We start from the raw sequence: 24,495 nt of genomic DNA on the forward strand, positions 1-24,495 counted from the left end.
CGCCCGGGGCGGTGGCGGAGTGGGGGGCTCGTGAGCGGCTCCCGCGCGGTGGGCCCGCGCCGGGTGCACCGCGGGGCCTTCGCCTCGGGCAGGATGGACGTACGTGACACACGTACGTACGCACATAAGCTAACCGTGGAGGATGGCCGGTGAGTTCCCCGCCTTCGGACGTTCGCTCTGGGCTGACCGGAGGAGAGGACGCCCCGGACACCACGGCGTCGCCGCCTCCAGCCTACGGCGGGCGGCCGGTCACTGTGGCCGTCACGGGGGCGGCGGGCGTGCTCGGGGAGCGGCTCGCGGCCCGGCTGGTGGCCTCGCCGCACGTGAAGAAGGTCCTCGCGGTGGACGACCGGCGCGGTGACGTGCCGGGCGCGCAGTGGCGGGTGCTGGACGTGCGGGATCCGGCGGTGGCCGAGCGGCTGGCCGGGGTCGACGTCGTCGTGCACCTGGCGATGGACTTCGGCATGGAGTCCGATCCGCGCGCCCGCAGCGCCTACAACGTGCGCGGCGCGCAGACCGTGCTCACCGCCGCCGCGGCCGCCGGGGTGCACCGGGTGGTGCTGTGCACGTCGGCGATGGTCTACGGCGCGCTGGCCGACAACGAGGTGCCGCTGGCCGAGGACTCCGAGCTGCGGGCGACGGAGGAGGCCTCGCTCGTCGGGGACCTGCTGGAGATCGAGCGCCTGGCCCGGCGGGCGCCGCGCGCCCACCCGGGGCTGCAGGTGACGGTGCTGCGCCCGGCCGTCGTGGTCGGCCCGGGTGTGGACACCGTGCTGACCCGGCACTTCGAGGCGCCCCGGCTGCTGGTGGTGGCCGGTTCCCGCCCGTGCTGGCAGTTCTGCCACGTGGACGACCTGTCGACGGCGCTGGAGTACGCGGCGCTCGGGCTGGTCGAGGGCGAGGTGACGGTCGGCTGTGACGGCTGGCTCGAGCAGGAGGACGTGGAGCGGCTGTCCGGCATCCGCCGGATGGAGCTGCCGGCCTCGCTGGCGCTCGGCACCGCGGCCCGGCTGCACCGCCTGGGCCTGACCCCGGCGCCGGCCGGGGACCTGGCCTACACGATGTATCCGTGGGTGGTGTCCGGCAGTCGGCTGCACGAGGCGGGCTGGCGTCCGGCCTGGACGAACGAGCAGGTGCTGGCGGAGCTGCTGGCGCAGGTGGCGGGCAAGCACGCGGTGGCCGGGCGGCGCCTGGGCGGCAAGGAGGCGGCGACCAGTCTGGGCGCGGCCGGGGCGACGGTGGCGCTGGTGGGCACGGCGGCGCTGGTGCGGCGGGCGCGCAAGCGGCGCCGCTTCTGAGGGGTCCCGGAGTGCGGCACCCGTCGCGCCATGACTTCTCACGATGCGAAATTCCTGGATCGTGATGCGGAAGCCCCTTGTCGCGGACCACCCGGGATGGGGAATCATGGGGTCATGTCCGAGAACCACGACCCCATTCGCCTGCTCGCCATCCGCGACACCCCGCTCTCGCTGGACGAGGTGTACGAGGCGGTGGGCGACGACGCGGCCGGCGGCACGACCGTCTTCGTCGGGACGGTCCGTGACCACGACGGCGGCAAGTCGGTGGCGGCGCTGGAGTACAGCTGCCACCCCACGGCCGAGCAGGAGATGCGCCGCATCGCGGAGAAGATCGTCGCGGACTTCCCGGTCCGCGCGCTCGCCGCGGTGCACCGGGTCGGCCGGCTGGAGATCACCGACAAGGCCGTGATCGTCGCGGTCTCCTGCGCCCACCGGGGCGAGGCCTTCGCCGCCGCCCGCCGGCTGATCGACGACCTCAAGCACGAGGTGCCGATCTGGAAGCACCAGGTCTTCGCCGACGGCGAGCAGGAGTGGGTCGGCGCCGGCAGCTGCTGAACCAGCACATTCCCGGCGCCCGCGGCGTCAGGCGCGCCGTGGTCTCACTCGAACGGGTCTGGTCCGTTAGGCCGGATACTCCCCGGCGGTGAGCCGATCGGCGCTCGCGTAACCCGGACGCCGGTGATCGCGTTGTCCGCCGGAGTGGTTAATCTGCTCGTAGGCACGACGAGCTGGGAGTACGGACATGGGTGCGCTCGCCTGGTTGATCATTCCGGTTGTCGCCGTCCTGCTCGCCGCCGTGTGGGCGGGCTGGGCCCAGCGGGCCCCGAGGGCCACGGGGGACCCGGCCTCACTCGCCGAGCACCGGCGCTTCATGGCAGCGATGGAACGCAGCACCAGCACCAGCGGCAGCGCGGCTCCCGGGGAGCGGCCCGGCCGGTAGCCCGGGCGGCGGCGCGTCACCCGCGTCCCGTACTGTCGAGGCATGCCACGCCGCTCCGCGACGATGCTCGCCGCCACCCTGCTGCTCATAGCGCTGCTCTGTGTCTCGGTGCTGATGAAGGTGCCGTACACGGAGATGAGCCCGGGGCCGACGTACAACACGCTCGGCCAGCAGGGGGGTAAGCCGGTGATCACCGTCACCGGTCACGACTCGTACCCGACGACCGGGCACCTGAACATGACGACCGTTCAGGTCACCGGGGCCAAGTACGAGCCCAGCCTGGTCAACGCGGTGATCGGGTGGCTGCGCGGCGACGTGATGGTGGTGCCGCACGACAACGTCTACCCGAAGGGGCAGACGGACGCGGACGCGAAGCAGCAGAACGCCGAGGAGTTCGCCTCCTCCGAGGACAGCGCCCGCACCGCGGCGCTCAAGCAGCTGGGCATCCCGGTGGGCAACGACCTGATCGTCAAGACGGTCACGGCCGGCGCGCCCGCCGAGGGCCGGCTGCACGCGGGCGACCAGATCGTGGCCGTCGACGGCACGCCCGTGACGACGACCGACCAGGTGGCCGCGGGCGTCACCAAGCACAAGCCGGGCGAGCCGGTGGTCTTCACCGTGGTCCCGCGGGTCAAGGACACCTCGGGCAACGGCTCCGCGAACCCGGCGGCCCGCACCGACGTCAGCGTGCCGACGGTGGCGGCCAAGGACCTCGACCCGAAGGCCCCGGCCGAGCGCGCCGGCCTCGCGGTGGTCGGCATCGGCACCGCGATCCGGCACACCTACCCGTTCCAGATCGACATCGGCCTGCAGGACGTGGGCGGGCCGAGCGCCGGCCTGATGTTCTCGCTCGGCATCGTCGACAAGCTGACCCCGGGCGGCGACCTCACCGGCGGCAAGTTCGTCGCGGGCACCGGGACCATCGACGACGACGGCAAGGTCGGCCCGATCGGCGGGATAGCGATGAAGATCATCGCCGCCCGGGACGCCGGCGCCGAGTACTTCCTCACCCCGTCCTCGAACTGCGCCGAGGCGAGCAAGAACGTCCCGTCCGGCCTGACCCTGATCAAGACGGACACGCTGGACGGCGCGCTGAAGTCGCTGGAGCAGGTCCGCTCCGGCCAGACCTCCGCGCTGCCGTCCTGCGCCGCGAAGTAGGTCGGGGAGAACGGGCTACGCGAAGGTCGCCAGCAGGGCGTCGGTCAGGCCGGGCACCAGGTCGGGGCCGGTCAGCACCTCGCGCGCGGTGTCCTTGGAGCGCAGCCGCAGCGCGATCTCCTTCTTGCCGTCGCGCAGCACGGCGGCGGTGATCCGCACCTCCTCGCGCTTGGGGTGGTTGGCCACCCACTCGGCGAGCTGGGCGTCGCTGGCGTTGCGCGGGCGGCTCTGCTCGGCGCCCGGCGGCAGCATGAGGCGCTCGACGACCAGGGCGCAGCCGGCGACGGCGTCGGGCCAGGCGATGGTGCCGAGGAACTTGTCGAGGGGGGTGCCGGCCGGGATCTCGTCCTGTTCGACGGGGGTGAGGCCGGCGGTGTCGTCGTCGGAGAGGCCGAGCTGTTCGGCGACACGGGGGTCGGCCCTGCGCAGGGCGGTGCTGTCGACGAGGGCGAAGAGGCGGGCGGGGAGGTCCCAGCCGAGGGTGGCGGCGTACTCGTCGATCTCCAGGGCGGCCCGGGTGAGGGGGGAGGCCGCGGGGAGCTTGGAGACGTCGTCGGGGGAGTCGGGGCTGGGCGTGGCGGTGGCGTCGGACATGTCCCAATCCTCACACGTCGGGCGGGGCGTGCCGCGCCGGGCGGTGCGGGTGGTGCGGGGGAGCTGCGTCGTAACCGTCCGCTAACGGTGGGAACTCGGCCGGAGCCTGGTTAAGTTGCTCTGAAGACCGACCGACTCCAGACGACACAGCTGAGGTGCCACCGTGGTATTCCAGATGCCGGAACGCTCAGGGCCGGGTTTCCGGCGCAGGGTAGGCCCGCCCTCCCGGCGGGCGCGGGTGGCCCTGCTGACCCTGGGCGTGCTCGCGGTGCTGTTCCTGCTGTTCGTCATGTTCGCGGGGTTCTGGACGGACTGGCTGTGGTTCAGGTCGGTCCACTACTCGGCGGTGTTCACCACGCAGTTGTGGACGAAGGTCGGCCTGTTCGCGGTGTTCGGGCTGCTGATGGCGGTGATCGTCGGCTTCAACGTGTGGCTGGCGCACCGGCTGCGGCCGCCGCTGTCGGCGATGTCGGTGGAGCAGCAGAGCCTGGACCGATACCGGGCGGGGCTGGCGCCGTTCAAGCGCTGGGCGCTGGTGGGCGTGTCGCTGGTGATCGGCCTGGTGGCGGGGGCGGCGGCGTCCGGACAGTGGCGGACGTGGCTGATGTGGACGAACGCGACGTCGTTCGGCGAGAAGGACGCGCAGTTCGGCATGGACGTGTCGTTCTACGCGTTCGACCTGCCGTTCTACGAGTTCGTGCTGGGCTTCGCGTTCAGTGCGGTGATCGTGTCGCTGCTGACGTCGGTGCTGGTGCACTACCTGTACGGGGGGCTGCGGCTGCAGGGGCCCGGCCGGCGGGCGAGTGCGGGGGCGCAGGGGCACCTGGCGGTGCTGCTGGGCGTGTTCGTGCTGCTGAAGGCAGTGGCGTACTGGCTGGACCGGTACGCGCTGGCGGTCAAGACCGGCTCGTACAAGGGTGTTTCGGGCTGGACGGGGCTGCGGTACGTGGACGCGAACGCGTTCCTGCCGGCGAAGACGATCCTGTTCTTCGTGGCGATCATCTGCGCGGTGCTGTTCTTCCTGACGCCGGTGCGGCGGACGTGGGCGCCGGCGCTGATCGGCCTGGGGCTGATGGTGCTGTCGGCGGTGCTGATCGGCGGGGTGTACCCGGCGATCGTGCAGCAGTTCCAGGTCAAGCCGAACGAGCAGGCCAAGGAGACGCCGTACATCCAGAAGAACATCGACGCGACGCGGCGGGCCTACGGGATCGCGGACGCGCAGACGACGCAGTACACCCCGCAGGGGTCTACGACGGCGGACGCGCTGAAGCCGGACGCGCAGACGGTCGCGGACATCCGTCTGCTGGACCCGAACATCGTGTCGCCGACGTTCCAGTCGATCGAGCAGCAGCGCAACTACTACGCGTTCCCGAACACGCTGGACGTGGACCGCTACGGTGCGGGCGCGGACAAGCAGGACACCGTGATCGGCCTGCGCGAGCTGGACCTGAACGGCGTGCAGCGCAACTGGATCAACGACCACTTCAAGTACACGCACGGCTACGGCGCGGTGGTCGCGAAGGGCAACCAGGTCAACGACAAGGGCCAGCCGGTGTTCACCGAGTCGGGCCTGCCGGCGACCGGGGCGCTGGGCGACTACGAGCAGCGGATCTACTACGGCGAGAAGTCGACGACGTACTCGATCGTCGGCGGCTCGAACCAGGAGATCGACTACACGACGGAGACCGGCGAGAACAAGCAGTACCAGTACACCGGCAGCAGCGGTGTATCGCTGGACAATCCGATCACGCGGGCCGCGTACGCGGTGCGCTTCGCGGAGCCGCAGATCCTGTACGCGGGGGCGATCAGCGACGGCGCGAAGGTGATCTACAACCGGACGCCGAAGGAGCGGGTGGAGAAGGTCGCCCCGTGGCTGTCGATCGACGCGGACCCGTACCCGGTGGTGCAGGACGGCCGGGTGGTGTGGGTGCTGGACGGCTACACCACGTCGAACGGCTACCCGTTCGCGTCGAAGACGACGCTGGGCACGGCGACGAAGGACTCGCTGACCAATCAGCGCGGTGAGCTGCTGACGGTCGCGAACCAGGTCAACTACATCCGCAACTCGGTCAAGGCGACGGTCGACGCGTACACCGGAGAGGTGAAGCTCTACCAGTGGGACGAGAACGACCCGGTGCTGAAGACGTGGATGAAGGCGTTCCCGGGCACGGTCGAGCCGAAGGCCGACATCCCGGCGACGCTGCTGCCGCACCTGCGCTACCCGCAGGACATGTTCAAGGTGCAGCGCGACCTGCTCGGCCAGTACCACGTGACGGACGCCAACTCGTTCTTCAACGGCAGTGACATCTGGCAGGTCCCGGTGGACCCGACGAGCGACACCAAGCAGGTGCAGCCGCCGTACTACCTGACGCTGCGCATGCCGGAGCCGGAGGTGACGTCGGCGAGCTTCTCGCTGACGACGACGTTCGTGCCCAACGGCCGGGACAACCTGGCGGCGTTCATGGCGGTCGACGCCGACCCGGGCCCGGACTACGGGAAGATCCGGATCCTCAAGGTGCCGGGGGACAGCAAGACGCTCGGCCCGAACCTGGTGCAGTCGCAGTTCAACTCCCGCCCTGAGGTGGCCCAGCAGATCACGCTGCTGAAGAGCGGTGGCGACTCGGACCTGGAGTACGGGAACCTGCTGACGCTGCCGGTGGGCGGCGGGCTGCTCAACGTCGAGCCGGTGTACGTGCGCGGGCGCGGCGCCAAGTACCCGACGCTGCAGAAGGTCCTGGTGGTGTACGGGAACGACAACGTGGCGTTCGAGAACACGCTGGAGGATGCGCTGCGGAAGGTGTTCGCGGGGGCCGCGCCGGCGACGACGCCGACGGCGCCGAGCACGCCCGGCACGCCGGCGAACCCGGGCACGCCGGCGAACCCGGGCACGCCGACGAGCCCGGGCACGCCGGCGACGCCGGTGCCGGGCGGGGCGATCCCGCCGGAGCTGCAGAAGGCGCTCTCGGACGCGGAGAAGGCGTACAACGACAGCCAGGCGGCGTTCAAGAACGGCGACTGGGTGGCGTACGGCAACGCCCAGAAGGCGCTCGGCGACGCGCTGAAGGCCGCCGACGCGGCCCGCAGCGCCAGCCCGGCGCCCGCCCCGGGCGGCACCCCGGGTGCCATGGCGACCGGGTCGCCGAGCCCGAAGCCGTGAGCCGCTGACCCGGCGAGCCGCTGAGCTGCGGTGAACCGATTTCGGTTCCGCCCCGCGACCGTGCTACTGTTCAGTCACCGACGCGGGGTGGAGCAGCTCGGTAGCTCGCTGGGCTCATAACCCAGAGGTCGCAGGTTCAAATCCTGTCCCCGCTACTCAGTAGCACAGAGGCCCGGAGGATACGTCCTCCGGGCCTCTGGCGTTTTCACCCCGGAGCGGCGGGAACCGCTCCGGTACTATCGACCGTCGCCAACGATGACGGCACAGGGTTTGTGGGGTTGAAGTGTCGGGAAATCGACAAAGCGCCGAAGCAATTTCGTCGGCTTCGGGGAGACCCCGCCCGAATTCGGCCGGGGCAGGTGTACGCGGGTTGCGGGTGGTGCGACGATGGGACACATGGGGGACGGTGCGCGGCTGCTGACCAGCCGTCGGGTCCGGCGCTTCCCCTTGAGGTCCCCCCTGCCGCTGGCTGGGGAAGGATGCCGCGACACTCTGGGGGAGCGGGAGTCCGGATGAGGCTGATCGGCAAGAACGGGTCAGGCGCCAGGTCCGCGGCCGCCACCGAGGCGGACACCGACGCCTGGGCGGAGAGCCCCGAGAGCCGGCCCGGTGCCCTGCCCGCCCAGCGCACCGGCGGCCTCGCCGAGCGCCGCCCCGCGCCCGGCTGCGGCCCCGACACCCTCGTCCACGTGTCCACCCGCCAGTTCGCCGCCGCCGTCGGCCCGTACGGCGAGTCCGCGGACGGCTCCGCCGGCGCTCTCGTCGAGGGCGCCCTCGACCCGGCGGGTCTGGACGGCACCAGCTTCGAGACCGCGCTGGCCGCCCGTGAGCAGGCCGCGCTGGAGGCCCGCCACCGCCGGGCCGCCGACGAGGGCGACCCGGACGCCGCCAGCCGGCTCGGCACGCTGCTGCTGCGCCGCGGCGAACTGGAGGACGCCGAGCCGTACCTGCGCGCCGCCGCGGCCGGCGGGGTCCGCGCCGCCGCCAACAACCTGGGCGTGCTGCTGCACCAGCAGGGCCACCGCGCCGAGGCCGCCCAGTGGTGGCGCCAGGCCGCCGTCGCCGGCAGCGCGCCCGCCGCGCACGCGCTCGGGCTCCAACTGCGCGACCAGGGCGAGGAGGAGGCCGCCGAGTACTGGCTGCACTTCGCCGCCGACCACGGCCACCCGCTCGGCGCCTACGCGCTCGGCGACCTGATGGAACACCGGCGCGACGTCCGCGCCGAGCGCTGGTTCAAGGTGTCCGCCGACGCGGGCCACCGCGAGGCCGCCTACCGGCTGGCCCGGATGCGCGAGGCCGCCGGTGACAAGGAGACCGCCGAGACCTGGTACCGCACCGCCGCCGCGCGCAGCCACGCCCGGGCCGCGCTGCGCCTCGGCGTGCTGCTGGAGGAGCGCGCCGGATCCGACCAGGCGCTGCTGGACGAGGCCGCGCGCTGGTACCGGCAGTCCGCGCAGAACGGCGAGCCCCGTGCCGCGTGCGCGCTCGGCTTCCTGCTGCGCGACTCCGGGGACGCCACCGCCGCCGCCGAGTGGTGGCGGGAGGCCGCCGAGGCCGGCGACGGCAACGCCGCCAACGCGCTCGGCGCGCTGCACGCGAGCCGCGGCGAGGCCAAGGAGGCCGAGCACTGGTACCGCGGCGCACTGGACGCGGGCGACCAGAACGGCGCCTTCAACCTCGGCCTGCTGTGCGCCGGCACCGGCCGCGAGCAGCAGGCCGAGCAGTGGTACCGCCGGGCCGCGTACGCCGGGCACCGGGAGGCGTGCAACGCGCTGGCCGTGGTGCTGCTCCAGCGCGGCGACGAGTCCGGCGCCGAGCCGTGGTTCTCGAAGGCGGCCGAGGCGGGCAGCGTGGACGGCGCGTTCAACCTCGGCGTGCTGCACGCCGGGCGTGGCGAGCACCGGCAGGCGCAGGAGTGGTACGCGCGGGCCGCGGCCGAGGGGCACGGCGAGGCGGCGCTGCAGCTCGCGGTCGTCCAGGAGCAGCGCGGCAACCTGGCGGGCGCGCTGGAGCGCTACCGGCAGGCGGCGGCGGGCGGTTCGGCGGAGGGCGCGTTCCGGCTGGCGTCGGTGCTGGACCGGCGGGGCGACGCGGACGCGGAGGCCGAGCACTGGTACGCGGTGGCGGCCGACGCCGGGCACCGGCGGGCGCAGGTGCGGATGGGCGTGCGGGCGGCGGACCGGGGGGCGCTGGAGATCGCCGAGAGCTGGTACCGGCGGGCGGCGGAGGCCGGGAGCCGCAGTGCGGCGTTCAACCTGGGGCTGCTGCTGGCCCGGCAGGACAGCGAGGCCGAGGCGATGCTCTGGTACACCCGGGCGGCGGACGCCGGGCACGGGCGGGCGGCGCTGCGCCTCGCGCTGCTGGCGCTGCGCCGGGGGGAGCCGGTGCAGGCGGAGAACTGGTGCCGCCGGGCGGCCGACTACGGGCCGGCCGAGGTGGCGGAGCGGGCGGGGCGTCTGCTCGGCGCGCTGCACGCGGAGTTGAGCGCGTAGCGCGGGACGGGGCTGCTAGAGGTCCGGGCTGTTCGTGCAGTCCGGGCAGAGCCCGCGGTAGGTGATCTCGGCGCCGGAGAGGACGAAGCCGAAGCGTTCGGCGGCGGGCAGGGCGGCGAGCGGGTCGCCGTGGGGGTGGACGTCGCGGATAGCGCCGCAGCCCGAGCAGACCAGGTGCTGGTGGGCGTGGCGGGCGTTGGGGTCGTAGCGCTTGGCGCGGCCGTCGGTGGCGACCTCCAGGACCTCGCCGAGGGCGACGAGTTCGCCGAGCGTGTTGTAGACGGTCGCGCGGCTGATCTCGGGCAGGTGCCGTGCGGCGCGGGCGTGCACCTCGTCGGCGGTGAGGTGGACGTGTTCGCCGTCGAGGACCTCGGCGACGACCCGGCGCTGCGAGGTCAGGCGCCATCCACGTCCGCGCAGTCGCTCCAGCAGGTCACTCATGGGCACCAGAGTAGGTCACGCTCCGAGATTGGTGCCAGTGTTGACTTGGACAAAGTCCAAGTTAGGATCGAGTCGTCACGACCGGACCACGCGGAGGCTTCTCTCATGACGACCCAGGACGAGCTGCGCCCCACCCTCACCACGGAGGCGGGCGCCCCCGTCGCCGACAACCAGAACACCGAGACGGCGGGGGCCGGGGGCCCGGCGCTCATCCAGGACCAGCTGCTGTTCGAGAAGCTCGCCCACTTCAACCGCGAGCGGATCCCGGAGCGCGTGGTGCACGCGCGCGGCGCGGCGGCCTACGGCACCTTCACGGTGACGGCCGACGTGACGCCCTACACCCGGGCCGGCTTCCTGTCCGGGATCGGCAAGCAGACCGAGGTCTTCCTGCGCTTCTCCACCGTGGCCGGCAACCTCGGCTCCGCCGACGCGGTGCGCGACCCGCGCGGCTTCGCGCTGAAGTTCTACACGGAGGAGGGCAACTACGACCTCGTCGGCAACAACACCCCCGTGTTCTTCATCAAGGACGCGATCAAGTTCCCCGACTTCATCCACACCCAGAAGCGCGACCCGTACACCGGCTCGCAGGAGGCGGACAACGTCTGGGACTTCTGGGGCCTGTCGCCCGAGTCGACCCACCAGGTGACCTGGCTGTTCGGCGACCGCGGGATCCCGGCCTCCTACCGCCACCTCAACGGCTACGGCTCGCACACCTTCCAGTGGCAGAACGAGGCCGGCGAGCACTTCTGGGTCAAGTACCACTTCAAGACCGACCAGGGGATCCGCAACCTCACCCAGGAGGAGGCCAACCGCCTCGCCGGCGAGGACCCGGACAGCCACCAGCGCGACCTGCGCGAGGCGATCGAGCGCGGCGAGTTCCCGACCTGGACCGTGCAGGTGCAGATCATGCCGGCGGCCGATGCGGCCGGCTACCGCTTCAACCCCTTCGACCTGACCAAGGTCTGGCCGCACGCGGACTACCCGCCGATCGAGATCGGCAAGCTGGAGCTCAACCGCAACCCCGACAACGTCTTCGCCGAGGTCGAGCAGTCGATCTTCTCCCCGGCGCACTTCGTGCCCGGTATCGGCCCGTCCCCCGACAAGATGCTCCAGGGCCGCCTGTTCGCGTACGCGGACGCCCACCGCTACCGCGTCGGCATCAACGCCGACCACCTGCCGGTGAACCGCCCGCACGCCACCGTGGCGCGCACCAACGGCCGCGACGGCCACCTGTACGACGGCCGCCACGGCCGCCAGAAGAACTACGAGCCGAACAGCTTCGGCGGCCCGGTCGAGACCGGCCGCCCGCTGTGGGCCGCGACGGCCGTCGCCGGCACGACCGGCAACCACGTGGCGCCCTCGCACGCCGAGGACGACGACTTCGTGCAGGCGGGCAACCTGTACCGGCTCTACTCCGAGGACGAGAAGCAGCGCCTGATCGCGGGTCTGGCCGGCTTCATCGCCAAGGTCTCGGCCGACCGCGAGGACATCGTGGAGCGGGCGGTCGACAACTTCCGCAAGGCCGACGCCGACTACGGGCAGCGGCTGGAGGCGGCCGTGCGGGAGCTGCGCAAGAAGTAGCGGCGACCGGCGGGGAGAAAAGCGGCGGGCCCCTCGACCAGCTCCCACTGGTCGGGGGGCCCGCACCGTCGTTCCCCGCCGGAGCGGACGGGACGGGACGGGGCGGCTGTGCGGCCGTCAGACGCTCAGGCGGCGCAGTGTCTCCTCGTGCAGGAGGCCGTTGCTGGCGACGGCGTCCGCGCCGCCCGGGCCGGGGATGCCGTCCAGGCCGGTGAAGCGGCCGCCGGCCTCCTCGACGATGATGCAGTTGGCGGCCATGTCCCACAGTGACAGCTCGGGTTCGGCGGCGATGTCCACGGCGCCCTCGGCGACCATCATGTAGGACCAGAAGTCGCCGTAGGCGCGGGTGCGCCAGCAGGCCCGGGTGAGGTCGAGGAACGGGTCGAGGCGGCCGCGCTCCTCCCACCCGGAGAGCGAGGAGTAGGAGAAGGAGGCGTCCTCGATCCGGGAGACGCCGGAGACGTGGATGCGGGAGGCCTTGGCGAGGCTGCGGCCCGCGTAGGCGCCGAGGTCCTTGGCGGCCCACCAGCGGCGGCCGATCGCGGGGGCGGAGACGATGCCGACCACCGGGCGCTCGACGCCGTCCGGGCCGTCCTCCAGCAGGGCGATCAGGGTGGCCCAGACCGGGACGCCGCGGATGTAGTTCTTGGTGCCGTCGATCGGGTCGATCACCCAGCGGCGCGGGCCGGAGCCCTGGAGGCCGAACTCCTCGCCGAGGACGGCGTCGCGCGGGCGGGCGCGCTGCAGGACGCCGCGGACGAGCTCCTCGGCGGCCTTGTCGGCGTCGCTGACGGGGGTGAGGTCGGGCTTGGTCTCGATCGCGAGGTCGAGCGCGCGGAAGCGCTCCAGGGTGACCGAGTCGGCCGAGTCGGCGAGGACATGGGCGAGTCGGAGGTCGTCGTGGTAGTCGGCCATGTCCGAAACCCTAGCGATCCCACCCGGATCGGGACAGCCGGGCTCGCGGAGCGGACGGATCCGCGGGTGGATCGGCGGGCGCGGGCGGACCGGCAGGCGGACGGCCGCCGGGGCCGCGGGGACCTGCCGGGTCAGCGGGCGGAGCCGCTGAGCTGGAGGCCGACGACCCCGGCGATCACCAGGGAGATCGAGACCAGCTTGAGCACGGAGGTGGCCTCGTCCAGGAAGACCATCCCGTAGATGGCGGTGCCGGCCGCGCCGATGCCGGTCCACACCGCGTAGGCGGGGCCGACCGGCAGGCTCTTGAGCGAGAGGGTCAGCAGGCCGAAGCTGCCGAGGGCGAACACGCAGAAGCTGATGGTGGGCCAGAGCCTGGTGAAGCCCTCGCTGAGCTTCAGGTTGATCGCGAAGCCGGTCTCCAGCAGGCCGGCCAGGACCACCAGGGCCCATGCCATCGCGTGCCCTTCCTGTCGATCGACGGGTCGGACCGTGCGCCGGCCCGACTTTCCTATGATCGCCAGGCTGGGGCGGTCCGACACCTCGAACGGGACACCGGCCGTGATGAGCCGTGGCCTCGAGGGCAGGCGAAGCCGTCCGCCGGTCAGTCGCCCTCGCGGGCCTCCTTGCTGGCCAGCAGGCGGCGCAGCGAGTAGAGCCGGGCGCCCTCGGCGTGGCCGTCGGCGACCCACGCGTCCAGGGCGCAGTCCGGCTCGTCGTGGCTGCACGCGCGGGGGCAGTCGGCGGTGCCGGGCTCCAGGTCCGGGAAGGCGTGGATGACCCGGGACGGGTCGATGTGGGAGAGGCCGAAGGAGCGGAAGCCCGGGGTGTCGATCACCCAGCCCGGGTCCAGGGCCTTCTTGGAGCCGGGCTTGGCGCCCGGGGGCGGGGGCAGGCGCAGCGCGAGGGCCGACACGGTGGTGTGCCGGCCGCGGCCGGTGACGGCGTTGACGCGGCCGGTCTGCCGCTGGCGGTCCGGGACCAGGGCGTTGACCAGGGTGGTCTTGCCGACGCCGGAGTGGCCGATGAACACCGTGGAGAGTCCGCGCAGGTGCTCGCGCACGGCCTCGGCGCCGGCGGTCTCCAGTTCGTCCCGCCGGGTGACGACGTAGTTGATGCCGAGCGGGGCGTAGGACTCCAGCAGCGGTTCGGCCGGCGCGAGGTCGGACTTGGTGAGCACCAGCAGCGGCTCCATGCCCGCGTCGTAGGCGGCCACCAGGCAGCGGTCGATCAGCCGGGGCCGGGGTTCCGGGTCGGCGAGGGCGGTGACGATGGCGAGCTGCTCGGCGTTGGCGACGACGATCCGCTCGTACGGGTCGTCGTCGTCCGCCGTGCGCCGCAGCACGGAGCTGCGCTCCTCGACCCGGACGATCCGGGCGAGGGTGTCGGTGTCCCCGGAGAGGTCGCCGACGAGGTTGACGACGTCGCCGACGACGACGCCCTTGCGGCCCAGTTCGCGGGCCTTCATCGCGACGACCTCACGTTCCTGTTTCGTCCCCGGGTCGACCAGGCAGGTGAGGCGGCCGCGGTCGACGGTCAGCACCATCGCCTCGGCGGCGTCCTCGTGCTTGGGCCGGATCCGGGTCCGCGGCCGGGAGCCCCGGCGGGCGGGGCGGTTGCGGATGTCGTCCTCGTCGGCGTCCTTGCCGTAGCGGCGCATGGCTCAAGTCTCCGCTCAGGCGTCCGCCGCCGCTTCGCCCAGCAGCTCCGCCCACATGTTCGGGAAGTCGGGCAGGGTCTTGGCGGTGGTGGCCACGTTCTCGATCCGGACGCCGGGCACGGCCAGGCCGATGACGGCGGCGGCGGTGGCCAGGCGGTGGTCCTCGTAGGTGTGGAAGACGCCGCCGTGCAGCGGGCGGGGGCGGATGCGCAGGCCGTCCTCCGTCTCGGTGACGTCGCCGCCGAGGTCGTTGATCTCCTTGGCGAGCGCGGCGAGCCGGTCGGTCTCGTGCAGGCGCAGGTGGGCGATGCCGTAGAGGTGGGACTCGGAGTCGGCGAGCGCGGCGACGGCGGCGATCACCGGGGTGAGCTCGCCGACGTCGTGCAGGTCGGCCTCGATGCCGTGGATGCGGCCGGTGCCGGTGAACTGCAGGCCCTCGTCGGTGAACTCGCAGGCGCCGCCCATCCGGGTGTAGATCTCGCGCAGCTGGTCGCCGGGCTGGGTGGTGTGCTTCGGCCAGTCGCGGACGGTCACGCGGCCGCCGGTGACGAGGGCGGCGGCGAAGAACGGCGCGGCGTTGGAGAGGTCGGGCTCGACGACCAGGTCGCGGCCGATCAGGGCGCCGGGGGTGACCCGCCAGACGTCCTTCTCGCCGCCGTCCTCGGGGGCGTCGACCTGGGCGCCGGCCAGGCGCAGCATCTCGACCGTCATCCGGATGTGCGGCAGCGACGGGACCGGGCCGCCGACGTGCCGGACCTCGACGCCGTGGTTGTAGCGGGCGCCGGACAGGAGCAGGGCCGAGACGAACTGGGACGACGACGAGGCGTCGAGCTCGACCGGGCCGCCGTCGAGGGCGCCGGTGCCGTGCACGGTGAGCGGGAAGGCGCCGCGACCGCCGTCGTCGATGCGGGCGCCGAGGGCGCGCAGGGCGTTGATCACGCCGTGCTGGGGGCGCTCGTAGCTGCGCGGGTCGCCGTCGAAGTGGACGGGGCCGTCGGCGAGGACGGCGAGCGGGGGCAGGAAGCGCATGACGGTGCCGGCGTTGCCGACGTCGATGGACGCCGGGCCGCGCAGGGCGGGGGTGGGGATGACGCGCCAGGCCTCGCCGCCGCCGGTGCCGCCGGAGTCGTTGTTGACCTTCTCCTCGATGCCGACGCCGAGGGCGCGCAGGCCGTCGGCCATCAGCTGGGAGTCGCGGCTGCGCAGGGGGCGGCGAACCCAGCCGGGCTCGTCGGCGAGTGCCGCCAGCACCAGGGCCCGGTTGGTGACCGACTTGGAGCCGGGGATGGTGACGGTGGCGTCAACGGGGGTGGTCGCGACGGGGGCGGGCCACAGGGTCTCGGTCATGGGGGCCAGTTTAGGTGCCGTACCGGAACGACCCCCGCGCCGACCGCATGCCGGGACTGTGGGGGTTCAGTGCAGGGGCAGGAGCAGCCAGCTCGCACCGAGCGCGAGGGAGGTGAGGGCGATGACGAGGAAGACGGTGACCCAGGCGAGACCGGGCACGTGGGTGAGACGGGCGAGCTGGTCGGCGTCGGAGTCGCGGGCCCAGCCGGTGCGGCGCTGGTGCTGGAGTTCCAGGACCGGGCGGACGGAGCCGAACAGCAGGAACCAGCAGCCGAGGTAGGCGAAGCCGGCCTGGACCTGGGCGCTGCCGAACCAGGAGACGAGGAAGAAGGCGCCGCCGGCGACGAGCACGGTGAACAGGCCGTAGGCGTTGCGGACGCGGATCAGCAGGGCGAGCAGCAGCGCGATCGCGAGCCACAGCAGCAGGGTGATGCGGTCGGCGGCGAGCAGGGCCGCGCAGCCGAGGCCGAGCAGGGCGGGGGCGCTGTAGCCGGCGGCGGCGGTGAGGACCATGCCGGGGCCGGTGGGGCGGCCGTAGGAGAGGGTGAGGCCGGAGGTGTCGGAGTGCAGGCGGATGCCGGCGAGTCTGCGGCCGGTGGCGAGGGCGGCGAGGCCGTGGCCGCCCTCGTGGGCGATGGTCACCGCGTTGCGGGTGACGTGCCACAGCGGGCGGGCGAGGACGGCGAGCAGGGCGACGGCGCCGGTGGCGAGGACCAGCCAGCCGGGTGGGGCGGGCTGGGCGCCGCTGACCCGGTCCCACAGGTCGCCGAGGTTCTGTCCGGTGGTCGGATTCGTGGTCATGGCGCTGCTTCGCCTCCGTTCGCTGCACTGGGCCGTTCGGGGCAGCCTCCCATGCGGGGACGGGCGGGCGGGAGCGGGTGGTTCTGTTCGTGGGATGAGGAAGTGGTGAGGACGGGCGGCATGGCAGGCTGGCCCGCATGTGCGGTCGCTTCGCCTCCAGCAGCAAGCCCGAGGACCTCGTCGAGATCTTCGGGATCGAGCAGTGGGACCCGGCGGAGACCCTCGCGCCGAACTGGAACGTGGCGCCGACGAACAGCGCGTTCGTGGTGCTGGAGCGGATGTCCGGGGAGCGGGCGCGGGCGGTGCGCCAGCTGCGGGTGCTGCGCTGGGGGCTGGTGCCGCAGTGGTCGGACTCGGCCGGGACGGCCGTGAAGATGATCAATGCCCGGGCGGACACCGTGCACGAGAAGCCCTCGTACCGGCAGGCCTTCGCGTCGCGGCGGTGCATCCTGCCGGTGGACGGCTACTACGAGTGGCAGACGGTGCCCGCCGAGCGCGGCAAGCCGCGCAAGAAGCCGTTCTTCGTCTCCCGGGTGGACGGCGCCCCGCTGGCGCTGGCCGGTCTGTACGAGTTCTGGCGCAACCGGGCGGTGCCGGCCGGGCACCCGGAGGCCTGGCTGGTGACGTTCACGGTCGTCACGACGGACGCGGAGGAACTGCTCGCACCGATCCACGAGCGGATGCCGCTGTTCCTCGACCCGTCCTCCTTCGACGAGTGGCTGGACCCGGCGCTGAGCGACCCGGACGAGCTGCGCCGGCTGCTGATACCCCCGCCGCCCGGCGCGCTGCGGGCCACCCCGGTGTCGCCGGCGGTGGGCAGCATCCGCAACAACGGCCCGGAGCTCAAGGAACCGTGGGCCGAGGTCGAGTACGAGACCACGCTGTTCTGACTCCGTGCCGAAGCCTTCTGGAGCCGCTGTGACGACCACCGAACTCGTCCCCACCGAGGCCGGGGACGCCCGGATCACCTACCACCGGGCGGCCGCGCCGAAGGCGCTGCTGGCGCTCGGGCACGGCGCGGGCGGCGGGATCGAGGCGCGGGACCTCGTGGCGCTGGCCGCGGCGCTGCCGCCGCGCGGGATCACCGTGGCGCTGGTGGAGCAGCCGTGGCGGGTGGCCGGGAAGAAGCTCGGCCCGGCGCCGCGGACGCTGGACCTCGGCTGGACGCCGGTGGCCGGGCGGCTGGCCGGGCAGGGGTTGCCGCTGGTGGTCGGCGGGCGCAGCGCCGGGGCGCGGGTGGCGTGCCGGACGGGCGCGGCGGCCGGGGCGGTGGGCGTGGTGGCGCTGGCGTTCCCGCTGCACCCGCCGGGCAGGCCGGAGAGGAGCCGGGCGCAGGAGCTGCTGGAGTCGGGGCTGCCGACGCTGGTGGTGCAGAGCGCGGCTGATCCGTTCGGCGGGCCCGCGGAGTTCCCGGAGCTGCCGGAGGGGCACGTGCTGGTGCCGGTGCCGTACGGCAGTCACGGCTTCGAGGTGCCGAAACGGGCGCCGGTGGGCCAGGACGAGGTGCTTGAGCTGATCTGCCGGGCGGTCGGGGACTGGACGCTCGGGCTGCTGTGACCGCCGGACCGGCTGTGAGCTGGGGTTTCCCGTCGCTCACGGCGTCGCTCGCCCGTGCGGGTGAAAGCCCGGCGCGGGCGGGAATGCGGGCGGGGGGCCTGTGGTTGACACCCTCGTCAGCAGATTACCGGTGAGAGGCAGGGCAGATGGGTTCGATCGCGTGCCCGGAGCGGCCGGAGGAGCGCGAGGCCGCCACGGCGTTCGCTCCCGCCTGGTCCGACTGGATTGTCGCGGGCGAGAAGCCCGTCAGCCCGATATCCTCCATTTCGGGGCGGCCCGCCGTGGGCCGTGCCCGCCATGCCGAGGAGGTGGGTCCGGTCGTCGGGACCGAGCACGAGGCCGAACCCGGCCGTGGCCCGGATGAGGGCCGGCCCGAGGGTGGGGCGCTCACCGGTGAGGAGCTGGCCGAGGCGATCGGTGAGGACACCTTCCGGGTGTCGACCGAGGAGACCGAGGAGGCCCGGCGGGAGCGCTTCGAGCGCGACGCCCTGGGCTACCTGGATCCGATGTACTCGGCCGCCCTGCGCATGACGCGCAACCCGGCCGACGCGGAGGACCTGCTCCAGGAGGCGTTCGCCAAGGCGTACGCGTCGTTCCACCAGTTCCGCGAGGGCACGAACCTCAAGGCCTGGCTGTACCGCATCCTCACCAACACCTTCATCAACTCGTACCGCAAGAAGCAGCGGGAGCCCCAGCGCACCGCGGCCGAGGAGATCGAGGACTGGCAGCTGGCGCGCGCCGAGTCGCACATGTCGACGGGGCTGCGCTCGGCCGAGACCCAGGCGCTGGACCACCTCCCCGACAGCGACGTGAAGGACGCCCTCCAGGCCATTCCCGAGGAATTCCGGATCGCCGTGTATCTCGCGGACGTGGAAGGCTTTGCGTACAAGGAGATCGCGGACATCATGGGTACTCCCATCGGTACGGTGATGTCCCGGCTGCACCGCGGCCGCCGTCAGCTGCGCGGCATGCTGGAGGATTACGCCCGTGAGCGCGGGCTGGTCCCGGCCGGCAGCGGAGCAGGGCAGGAAGCGAAGGGCTCGGGCTCATGAGCTGCGGCGATCCGCACGACACCGAGTGTGGCGAGGTCCTCGACCACCTCTACGAATTCCTCGACAACGAGATGGCCGAGGGCGACTGCGCAAAGTTGCGCGTGCACTTCGAGGAGTGCTCGCCCTGCCTTCGGCAGTACGGCCTGGAGCAGGCGATCAAGGCGTTGATCAAGCGCTCCTGCGGCTGCGAGGAGACCCCGGCCGACCTGCGCAGCAAGGTCCTGGCCAGGATCGACTCGATCCGCTCCGGGCAGCGCTCCGGAGAGCAGGTCGTGGTGGCCGTCGAGACCACGGTCGAGATCCACGCCGAGGACGCGCGGCCGGCCCCGGAGGCGGGCGACGACGCGCGGCAGCCGGGCGTGCGCCCCGGTGCGCCGGTCGAGGCGGGCGCCCAGGCGGAGTAACCGGCCGGGCCCGCCGGCGAGGGCGGGCCGAGCGGTCCGGACACGGAGTTCAGCGGCCCCGGGAGCGTGTGCTCCCGGGGCCGCTCCCGTGCTGCCTGCGTGCGCCCCTCACTCGTTCGAGTGAGTTGGCGGTGTGCCAGCTGCGGTATCGCGCGATCACGCGTCCCCGTGCCCGACGAGCGGCCTATCCTGACGGACACTCACCGCCGGTCCACCCGGCGCGCTGAGCGCGGAGCGGGCCAGGACGGCGGGGAGGTCGAGATCGCTACCGACAGGAGAGGCGCGGCCCTGCCGGAGGGCGCGACGCGGTACCTCGTGGCCGTTCCGGTGGCGGCGCTCTGCTGCCTGCTGCCGCTGCTGCCGGCCGCGGCCCTGCCCGGGATGCCGCGCTGGCTCGGCTCCCCGGTGGACTGGCCCAAGGTCGGGCTGCTCGGCTTCCTGCACGGCTGCTGGGAATCGCTGGCCCAGGGTCTGCCCACGCCCTGCCAGCGGCTGGTGCGCCGGCTGCTGCGCCGCCCGCTGCCGGCCGAGCGGGCGCCCGTGCGACCCGGGGCGAACGCGTTCTTCCCGGTGCTGTTCGCCGGTGTGCTGATGCTGCCGCCGGCCGCCGCCGCGCTCGTCGCGGTGCCGGCCGCGCTGCTCGGCGGCCCGGGCGGGCGGCACGACCGGGAGCGGCAGTTGTGGAACGGCTCCCAGCTCGCGCTGAGCGCCTTCGCCGGGTCGGCCGCCTTCCACCTGCTGCGCGGCCCGCAACTGCTCCTCGGCTCCCGCTTCCCGGCCGCGCTGCTGCCCGGCTTCGCCGCCCTCTCCGCGTTCTGCCTGGTCAACGGGGCGTTGGTGGGCGTCATGCTGATGCTCAGCGAGGGGAGCCGGGCCGACGTCCTGCTGCGCGGGGTGTGCACGGTGTGCGGGCTGCCGGTGCTGGTGCACGCCGCCGGCGGGCTCATGGTCGCCGTCCTGTGGCAGGGCCCCTACGGCGCGTTCGCGGCGTTGCTCGCGCTGCTGCCGCTGTCGATCTCGGCGTGGGTGTTCGCCCAGGGGCACCGCGAGCGCGACGCCCACCAGGCGACCGTCCAGGCGCTCGTGCAGGCCGTCGAGATCAAGGACGCCTACACCCGCGGGCACAGCGAGCGGGTGGGCCGGGCCGCCGTGCTGATCGCCGGTCAGCTGGGCATGGAGGCCGAGCGGCTGCGCACCCTGCGCTTCGCCGCGATCCTGCACGACGTCGGCAAGCTCGGCGTGGCCACCGAGCTGCTCCGCAGAAACGGTCCCCTCACCGAGGCCGAGCGGCGGGCCGTCGAGGTCCACCCGGTGTACGGGTACGAGCTGGTGCGCGGCATCGCGTTCCTCGGCGAGGCGCACGCCGGGATCCTGCACCACCACGAGCGGATGGACGGGCGCGGCTACCCCGGCGGCCTCGCCGGCGAGCAGATCCCCGAGTTCGCCCGGATCATCTCCGTCGCCGACGCCTTCGACTCGATGACCTCCACCCGCTCCTACCGGCGCGGGCGGCCCGTCGCCGAGGCCGTCGCCGAGCTGGAGCGGTGCTCGGGCAGCCAGTTCGACCCGGTGATGGTCCGCGCGCTGATCAGCGCGCTCGCCGTCCACGACTGGCAGCCGGTGCTGCCCGCCCCCTCCGAGGCGTGCCTGCGGGCCGTCCCGGACATCCCGCTCGGTGTGCCGGAGCCCGTCCGGGCCGGGCGGGGCCGGGTGCCCGCCCAGGGCGGGACCGTCCCCACGGTCGGGCAGCCGTGACCGCGGCGGGGCGGCAGGGCCGGTGGGAGGTGTGCGCCGTGCGCGCGGCGGCGGCCGGGCTGCTGGCCGTCGCGCTGGCGGCGGTCGTGGTGCGCGGGGTCGAGCAGCCCCGGGTCGCACTCGCCTTCACCGCGCTGATCGGGCTCGGTGAGTGCGTCCGGATCACTCTTCCGGGCGACCGCGAGCAGGCGCCCATCGGCGCGGCCGGCGCGCTGGCGTACGCCCTGCTCGGGCCGTTGCGCGGGCTGCCGACCGCGCACGGCACGCTCCAGGTCGTCGCGGTCACCGGCGTCGGCCTGCTGCTCGCCTGGCTGCCCGGGCTCGCCCTGCCGCACCCGGGGCGCCCGCACCGGCGCCCGCCCTGGGCCGACCCCGTCCGGCGCGACAGCGCCGCCCGCCGGCTGCTCGGCGTCGGGTTCGCCGCCGCCGTCTTCCAGCCCCTCTACAACAGCGGCCTGGTCGACAGCTTCTCGCCGGAGGGCCCGGCGTACGGGGTGTTCCTGACCGCCGTCGCCGCGCTGGCCGCGCTCTGCGACGCCACCCTCGCGGCTTTGCTGCGCCCCGACCGGGCACGCCCCCGGGGCCCGAAGGCGGCCCCCGGGAGCGGGCTGCGGTTCTCGGCGGCGCTGGAGGACGAGCTGCGCTCGCTGTTCGGGATCGGCTCGGCGATCGTCGCCACCGGGATGCTGGTCAGCCTGGCGGCCGGCGAGGTCGGGCTGTGGGCGCTGCCGCTGTTCTGCGCCCCGCTGCTGCTCGCCCAGGTGTCGTTCCGGCGCGCCGCGGCCGTCCGCGCCACCACCGGGCAGACCATCGCCAGCCTCGCCCGCGCCACCGAGGTGGCCGGCTACACCCCGCACGGGCACGCCCGGCGGGTCGCCGACACGGCGTGCGCGCTCGGCCGCGAGCTGGGGCTCGGCACCCGCGAACTCGCCCTGCTGGAGTACGCGGCACTGATGCACGACGTCGGTCAGCTGTCGTTGGTCGAGCCGGTGCCGGACGGCGCGACCGCCTTGCTGCCCTGCGCGGAACAGCAGCGCATCGCCCGCCTCGGCAGCGAGGTGATCAGTCGCACCGGGGTGCCCCGGCAGGTCGCGGAGCAGGTCGCCCGGCTCGCCGACCCCTTCCCCGGTCCGGCCGGCGGCGACGGCTCGGTGCCGCTGGCGGCCCGCATCATCCGGGTGGCCAACGCCCACGACGACCTGTTGACGGCCGCCCGCGGGCGTGGCGTCGGCGAGGCGGTGGGGCGGCTGGAGGCGTTGGAGGTGCTGCGCCTGGGCCGCGGGCGGGTGTACGACGCCCGGGTCGTCGACGCCCTGGCCCGCGTCGGCGGCCAGGCCCGGGGCTGAGCGCCGGCCGTCTGCCGCCCGGCGTGTCACCGGTGGGGCAGGGGCGGCCGCAAGCGGGCCGGAGCCGCGGCGCGGGCTCCGCGCCCCGGGGTTGAGGTGCGGCGGCGGGGCGGGCAGGCTGGGTAGGGGCGGGCCCAGGCCCCGCTCCAACCCCGGCCGTGGGGAGCGCGCTCGGGGGCGGGCGTGGTTGGATGCGGTCGTAGCGTGGAACACCGACCCGGGGCACCGGGCCCGGCCCCCGAAGAAGACGCCTCCGTTTTCTGAACTCGGGGCGCGGGAGCGGCGGTACGGGACTTGAGCGGACGACGACGGCAGGGACGAACGTGAGGATCTTCCACCGGGCACGGCACCGGCCGTCCGCCACCTGGCGGCAGACGACCGACCGGGCCTTCACGCTGATCGGCGACGGCCGCTACGAGGATGCCGGCGCGCTGCTGGTGATGGCCGCCGACCTGGAGCCCTGGCTCTCCGACTCCTGGTTCAACCTGGCCCTGCTGCACAAGTTCCGCCGGGACTGGGAGCAGGCCCGCTCGGCCGGCCTGCGGGCCGTCGCGCTGCTGGACCGCGAACAGGGCGCCCCCGACTGGTGGAACCTCGGCATCACCGCGACCGCCCTGCAGGACTGGCCGCTGGCCCGCCGCGCCTGGCAGGCGTACGGGCTGAAGCTGCCCGGCGGCCCCGGCGGGCAGCCGGACGGCCCGGTCAGCCTGGACCTCGGGACGACGCCGGTGCGGCTGTCCCCGGACGGCGAGTCCGAGGTGGTCTGGGGCCGCCGGCTGGACCCGGCCCGCATCGAGGTGCTGTCGATCCCGCTGCCGTCCTCCGGCCGCCGCTGGGGCGAGGTGGTGCTGCACGACGGCGCCCCGCACGGCGAGCGGGTCACGGACGGGATCGCCTACCCGGTGTTCGACGAGATCGAGCTGTGGGCGCCGTCCCCGGTGCCGACGTACGTCGTGCTGCTCCAGGCGGCCACGGCGGGGGACCGCGACGCGTTGGAGCGGCTGGTCGCGGACGCGGGCTACGCGGCGGAGGACTGGACGTCCTCGGTGCGGCTGCTGTGCCGGGCGTGCTCGGAGAGCCGGATGGCCGCGGACGACGGCCACACCGCGCACCACGACCCGCACGACGACGGCGACGCCGCGCACCCCGGCCACCTGAGCCACCTCAGCCAGGGCGGGGCGGCCGGGATGTCGTGGCTGGTGGAGCGGGAGTGCGGGATCGCCGCCCCCGCGCACCTGGTGCGCACGCTGCTGGACCGCTGGGTCTCGGCTGCCCCCGGGAGCAGGGCTTACCGGGATCTCGAAGAAGTCTGCTGAGTACCCTGGTGCGGTACGCGTAGACCTACGGAAGCGGAAGACATGGCGGAGCAGCACGACCACGAGCACGAGCACGACGTGGAGGGGACGGCACCCGAGGCCCCCGTGAAGGTGATCGGTGAGGAGCCCGACCTCACCAAGGGCACCGCGCGTCCGATCACCGTCGTGGGCAACCCGGTGCTGCACCGCGAGGTCAAGGACGTCACCGCGTTCGACGGTGAGCTGTCGGCCCTGATCGACGACATGTTCCAGTCGATGTACGCGGCCGAGGGCGTGGGCCTCGCGGCCAACCAGATCGGCGTGGACCTGAAGGTCTTCGTCTACGACTGCCCCGACGACGAGGGCGTGCGCCACATCGGCCACGTGATCAACCCGAAGCTGGAGGAGTACCCGGCCGACCGCCGCCGCGTGCTCGACGACGGCAACGAGGGCTGCCTGTCGGTGCCGACCGCGTACGCCGAGCTGCCGCGCCCGGACTACGCGGCCGTGACCGGTGTGGACAAGGACGGCAACCCGATCCGCGTCGAGGGCACCGGCTTCTTCGCCCGCTGCCTGCAGCACGAGACCGACCACCTGTACGGGTTCCTCTACATCGACAAGCTGTCCAAGCGCGACCGCAAGGACGCCCTGCGGCAGATGGCCGAGGGGACGCCGAAGTACGCGACCGTGCCGAACGCGTAACGG

22 protein-coding genes and 1 tRNA gene are annotated in these 24,495 nt (G+C 73.5%); 16 read left to right on the forward strand and 7 right to left on the reverse strand.

Features of this window, described 5'->3' with window-relative positions; genetic code table 11:
• Positions 1-149: 149 nt before the first annotated feature.
• From ACWCXH_RS02770 to ACWCXH_RS02785, 4 genes are all read left to right on the forward strand, one after another.
• A complete protein-coding gene (locus ACWCXH_RS02770; RefSeq protein WP_449799511.1) occupies positions 150-1,298 on the forward strand; it encodes an NAD-dependent epimerase/dehydratase family protein in 1,149 nt (382 codons plus the stop codon).
• A gap of 114 nt (positions 1,299-1,412) precedes the next feature.
• Complete coding sequence (locus ACWCXH_RS02775) at positions 1,413-1,853, forward strand: molybdenum cofactor biosynthesis protein MoaE (RefSeq protein WP_449799512.1); 441 nt, start codon at positions 1,413-1,415, stop codon at positions 1,851-1,853.
• Positions 1,854-2,040: 187 nt separating this feature from the next.
• A complete protein-coding gene (locus ACWCXH_RS02780) occupies positions 2,041-2,238 on the forward strand; it encodes a hypothetical protein (protein WP_449799513.1) in 198 nt (65 codons plus the stop codon).
• Between the two features lie 42 nt (positions 2,239-2,280).
• Positions 2,281-3,396: a YlbL family protein gene (locus ACWCXH_RS02785; protein WP_449799514.1), complete on the forward strand. Its 1,116-nt coding sequence runs from the start codon at positions 2,281-2,283 to the stop codon at positions 3,394-3,396.
• Between the two features lie 15 nt (positions 3,397-3,411).
• On the opposite strand, the gene ACWCXH_RS02790 is transcribed toward ACWCXH_RS02785, so the two are convergent.
• Positions 3,412-3,990, reverse strand: coding sequence for a PPA1309 family protein (locus tag ACWCXH_RS02790; protein WP_449799515.1), 579 nt, complete (start codon positions 3,988-3,990; stop codon positions 3,412-3,414).
• A 175-nt stretch (positions 3,991-4,165) separates the two neighbouring features.
• On the opposite strand from ACWCXH_RS02790, the gene ACWCXH_RS02795 reads away from it, so the two are divergent.
• From ACWCXH_RS02795 to ACWCXH_RS02805, 3 genes are all read left to right on the forward strand, one after another.
• On the forward strand, positions 4,166-7,147 hold the full coding sequence (locus tag ACWCXH_RS02795) for a UPF0182 family membrane protein (RefSeq protein WP_449799516.1): 2,982 nt from the start codon (positions 4,166-4,168) through the stop codon (positions 7,145-7,147).
• Positions 7,148-7,228: 81 nt separating this feature from the next.
• Positions 7,229-7,302, forward strand: a tRNA-Met gene (locus ACWCXH_RS02800).
• A 357-nt stretch (positions 7,303-7,659) separates the two neighbouring features.
• Positions 7,660-9,639: a sel1 repeat family protein gene (locus tag ACWCXH_RS02805; RefSeq protein ID WP_449799517.1), complete on the forward strand. Its 1,980-nt coding sequence runs from the start codon at positions 7,660-7,662 to the stop codon at positions 9,637-9,639.
• A 15-nt stretch (positions 9,640-9,654) separates the two neighbouring features.
• Here ACWCXH_RS02805 and ACWCXH_RS02810 read toward each other — a convergent pair whose 3' ends face one another.
• Positions 9,655-10,080, reverse strand: coding sequence for a Fur family transcriptional regulator (locus ACWCXH_RS02810; RefSeq protein WP_449799518.1), 426 nt, complete (start codon positions 10,078-10,080; stop codon positions 9,655-9,657).
• Between the two features lie 105 nt (positions 10,081-10,185).
• Between ACWCXH_RS02810 and ACWCXH_RS02815 the strand changes: the two genes are divergently transcribed.
• Positions 10,186-11,661 carry a catalase gene (locus ACWCXH_RS02815; protein ID WP_449799519.1) on the forward strand — a complete coding sequence of 492 codons (1,476 nt, stop codon included), beginning with the start codon at positions 10,186-10,188 and terminating at the stop codon, positions 11,659-11,661.
• A 117-nt stretch (positions 11,662-11,778) separates the two neighbouring features.
• On the opposite strand, the gene hisN is transcribed toward ACWCXH_RS02815, so the two are convergent.
• The 5 genes from hisN to ACWCXH_RS02840 all read right to left on the reverse strand — a co-directional run bounded on the left by hisN (position 11,779) and on the right by ACWCXH_RS02840 (position 16,381).
• Positions 11,779-12,576 (reverse strand): histidinol-phosphatase, encoded by a 798-nt coding sequence (gene hisN, locus ACWCXH_RS02820; protein ID WP_449799520.1) that lies wholly within the window; start codon positions 12,574-12,576, stop codon positions 11,779-11,781.
• Positions 12,577-12,707: 131 nt separating this feature from the next.
• Positions 12,708-13,031, reverse strand: coding sequence for a DMT family transporter (locus ACWCXH_RS02825; protein WP_449799521.1), 324 nt, complete (start codon positions 13,029-13,031; stop codon positions 12,708-12,710).
• Positions 13,032-13,177: 146 nt separating this feature from the next.
• Positions 13,178-14,233 carry a ribosome small subunit-dependent GTPase A gene (gene rsgA, locus ACWCXH_RS02830; protein WP_449799522.1) on the reverse strand — a complete coding sequence of 352 codons (1,056 nt, stop codon included), beginning with the start codon at positions 14,231-14,233 and terminating at the stop codon, positions 13,178-13,180.
• 15 nt (positions 14,234-14,248) lie between these two features.
• Entirely contained in the window at positions 14,249-15,580 is a 1,332-nt protein-coding gene (gene aroA / locus ACWCXH_RS02835) for a 3-phosphoshikimate 1-carboxyvinyltransferase (RefSeq protein ID WP_449799523.1), read from the reverse strand.
• A 66-nt stretch (positions 15,581-15,646) separates the two neighbouring features.
• Positions 15,647-16,381 carry a M50 family metallopeptidase gene (locus ACWCXH_RS02840; RefSeq protein ID WP_449799524.1) on the reverse strand — a complete coding sequence of 245 codons (735 nt, stop codon included), beginning with the start codon at positions 16,379-16,381 and terminating at the stop codon, positions 15,647-15,649.
• 137 nt (positions 16,382-16,518) lie between these two features.
• Here ACWCXH_RS02840 and ACWCXH_RS02845 point away from each other — a divergent pair, with 137 nt between their 5' ends.
• The 8 genes from ACWCXH_RS02845 to def all read left to right on the forward strand — a co-directional run bounded on the left by ACWCXH_RS02845 (position 16,519) and on the right by def (position 24,492).
• Positions 16,519-17,271: an SOS response-associated peptidase gene (locus tag ACWCXH_RS02845; protein ID WP_449799525.1), complete on the forward strand. Its 753-nt coding sequence runs from the start codon at positions 16,519-16,521 to the stop codon at positions 17,269-17,271.
• 28 nt (positions 17,272-17,299) lie between these two features.
• Positions 17,300-17,938: an alpha/beta hydrolase family protein gene (locus ACWCXH_RS02850; RefSeq protein ID WP_449799526.1), complete on the forward strand. Its 639-nt coding sequence runs from the start codon at positions 17,300-17,302 to the stop codon at positions 17,936-17,938.
• 308 nt (positions 17,939-18,246) lie between these two features.
• On the forward strand, positions 18,247-18,990 hold the full coding sequence (locus tag ACWCXH_RS02855) for a sigma-70 family RNA polymerase sigma factor (protein ID WP_449799661.1): 744 nt from the start codon (positions 18,247-18,249) through the stop codon (positions 18,988-18,990).
• On the forward strand, positions 18,987-19,394 hold the full coding sequence (rsrA, locus tag ACWCXH_RS02860; RefSeq protein ID WP_449799527.1) for a mycothiol system anti-sigma-R factor: 408 nt from the start codon (positions 18,987-18,989) through the stop codon (positions 19,392-19,394). The genes ACWCXH_RS02855 and rsrA overlap by 4 nt, the downstream gene beginning before the upstream one ends.
• Positions 19,395-19,709: 315 nt before the next feature.
• Positions 19,710-21,149 (forward strand): HD-GYP domain-containing protein, encoded by a 1,440-nt coding sequence (locus ACWCXH_RS02865; RefSeq protein WP_449799528.1) that lies wholly within the window; start codon positions 19,710-19,712, stop codon positions 21,147-21,149.
• A gap of 38 nt (positions 21,150-21,187) precedes the next feature.
• The gene (locus ACWCXH_RS02870) at positions 21,188-22,495 is read left to right on the forward strand and encodes an HD-GYP domain-containing protein (RefSeq protein ID WP_449799529.1); all 1,308 of its coding nucleotides are present in this window, start codon (positions 21,188-21,190) and stop codon (positions 22,493-22,495) included.
• Positions 22,496-22,818: 323 nt separating this feature from the next.
• Positions 22,819-23,811: a tetratricopeptide repeat protein gene (locus ACWCXH_RS02875; RefSeq protein WP_449799530.1), complete on the forward strand. Its 993-nt coding sequence runs from the start codon at positions 22,819-22,821 to the stop codon at positions 23,809-23,811.
• Between the two features lie 42 nt (positions 23,812-23,853).
• The gene (gene def / locus ACWCXH_RS02880; RefSeq protein WP_449799531.1) at positions 23,854-24,492 is read left to right on the forward strand and encodes a peptide deformylase; all 639 of its coding nucleotides are present in this window, start codon (positions 23,854-23,856) and stop codon (positions 24,490-24,492) included.
• Positions 24,493-24,495 lie beyond the last annotated feature (3 nt).

The sequence above is a fragment of the Kitasatospora sp. NPDC001660 genome (assembly GCF_053596725.1).

Bases quoted from the DNA above. Each gene is read 5' to 3' on its own strand.
- ACWCXH_RS02775 (WP_449799512.1), top strand. From the start codon at position 1,413: ATGTCCGAGAACCACGACCCCATTCGCCTGCTCGCCATCCGCGACACC.
- ACWCXH_RS02780 (WP_449799513.1), top strand. From the start codon at position 2,041: ATGGGTGCGCTCGCCTGGTTGATCATTCCGGTTGTCGCCGTCCTGCTC.
- ACWCXH_RS02785 (WP_449799514.1), top strand. From the start codon at position 2,281: ATGCCACGCCGCTCCGCGACGATGCTCGCCGCCACCCTGCTGCTCATA.
- ACWCXH_RS02790 (WP_449799515.1), bottom strand. From the start codon at position 3,990: ATGTCCGACGCCACCGCCACGCCCAGCCCCGACTCCCCCGACGACGTC.
- ACWCXH_RS02795 (WP_449799516.1), top strand. From the start codon at position 4,166: ATGCCGGAACGCTCAGGGCCGGGTTTCCGGCGCAGGGTAGGCCCGCCC.
- ACWCXH_RS02805 (WP_449799517.1), top strand. From the start codon at position 7,660: ATGAGGCTGATCGGCAAGAACGGGTCAGGCGCCAGGTCCGCGGCCGCC.
- ACWCXH_RS02810 (WP_449799518.1), bottom strand. From the start codon at position 10,080: ATGAGTGACCTGCTGGAGCGACTGCGCGGACGTGGATGGCGCCTGACC.
- ACWCXH_RS02815 (WP_449799519.1), top strand. From the start codon at position 10,186: ATGACGACCCAGGACGAGCTGCGCCCCACCCTCACCACGGAGGCGGGC.
- hisN (WP_449799520.1), bottom strand. From the start codon at position 12,576: ATGGCCGACTACCACGACGACCTCCGACTCGCCCATGTCCTCGCCGAC.
- ACWCXH_RS02825 (WP_449799521.1), bottom strand. From the start codon at position 13,031: ATGGCATGGGCCCTGGTGGTCCTGGCCGGCCTGCTGGAGACCGGCTTC.
- rsgA (WP_449799522.1), bottom strand. From the start codon at position 14,233: ATGCGCCGCTACGGCAAGGACGCCGACGAGGACGACATCCGCAACCGC.
- aroA (WP_449799523.1), bottom strand. From the start codon at position 15,580: ATGACCGAGACCCTGTGGCCCGCCCCCGTCGCGACCACCCCCGTTGAC.
- ACWCXH_RS02840 (WP_449799524.1), bottom strand. From the start codon at position 16,381: ATGACCACGAATCCGACCACCGGACAGAACCTCGGCGACCTGTGGGAC.
- ACWCXH_RS02845 (WP_449799525.1), top strand. From the start codon at position 16,519: ATGTGCGGTCGCTTCGCCTCCAGCAGCAAGCCCGAGGACCTCGTCGAG.
- rsrA (WP_449799527.1), top strand. From the start codon at position 18,987: ATGAGCTGCGGCGATCCGCACGACACCGAGTGTGGCGAGGTCCTCGAC.
- def (WP_449799531.1), top strand. From the start codon at position 23,854: ATGGCGGAGCAGCACGACCACGAGCACGAGCACGACGTGGAGGGGACG.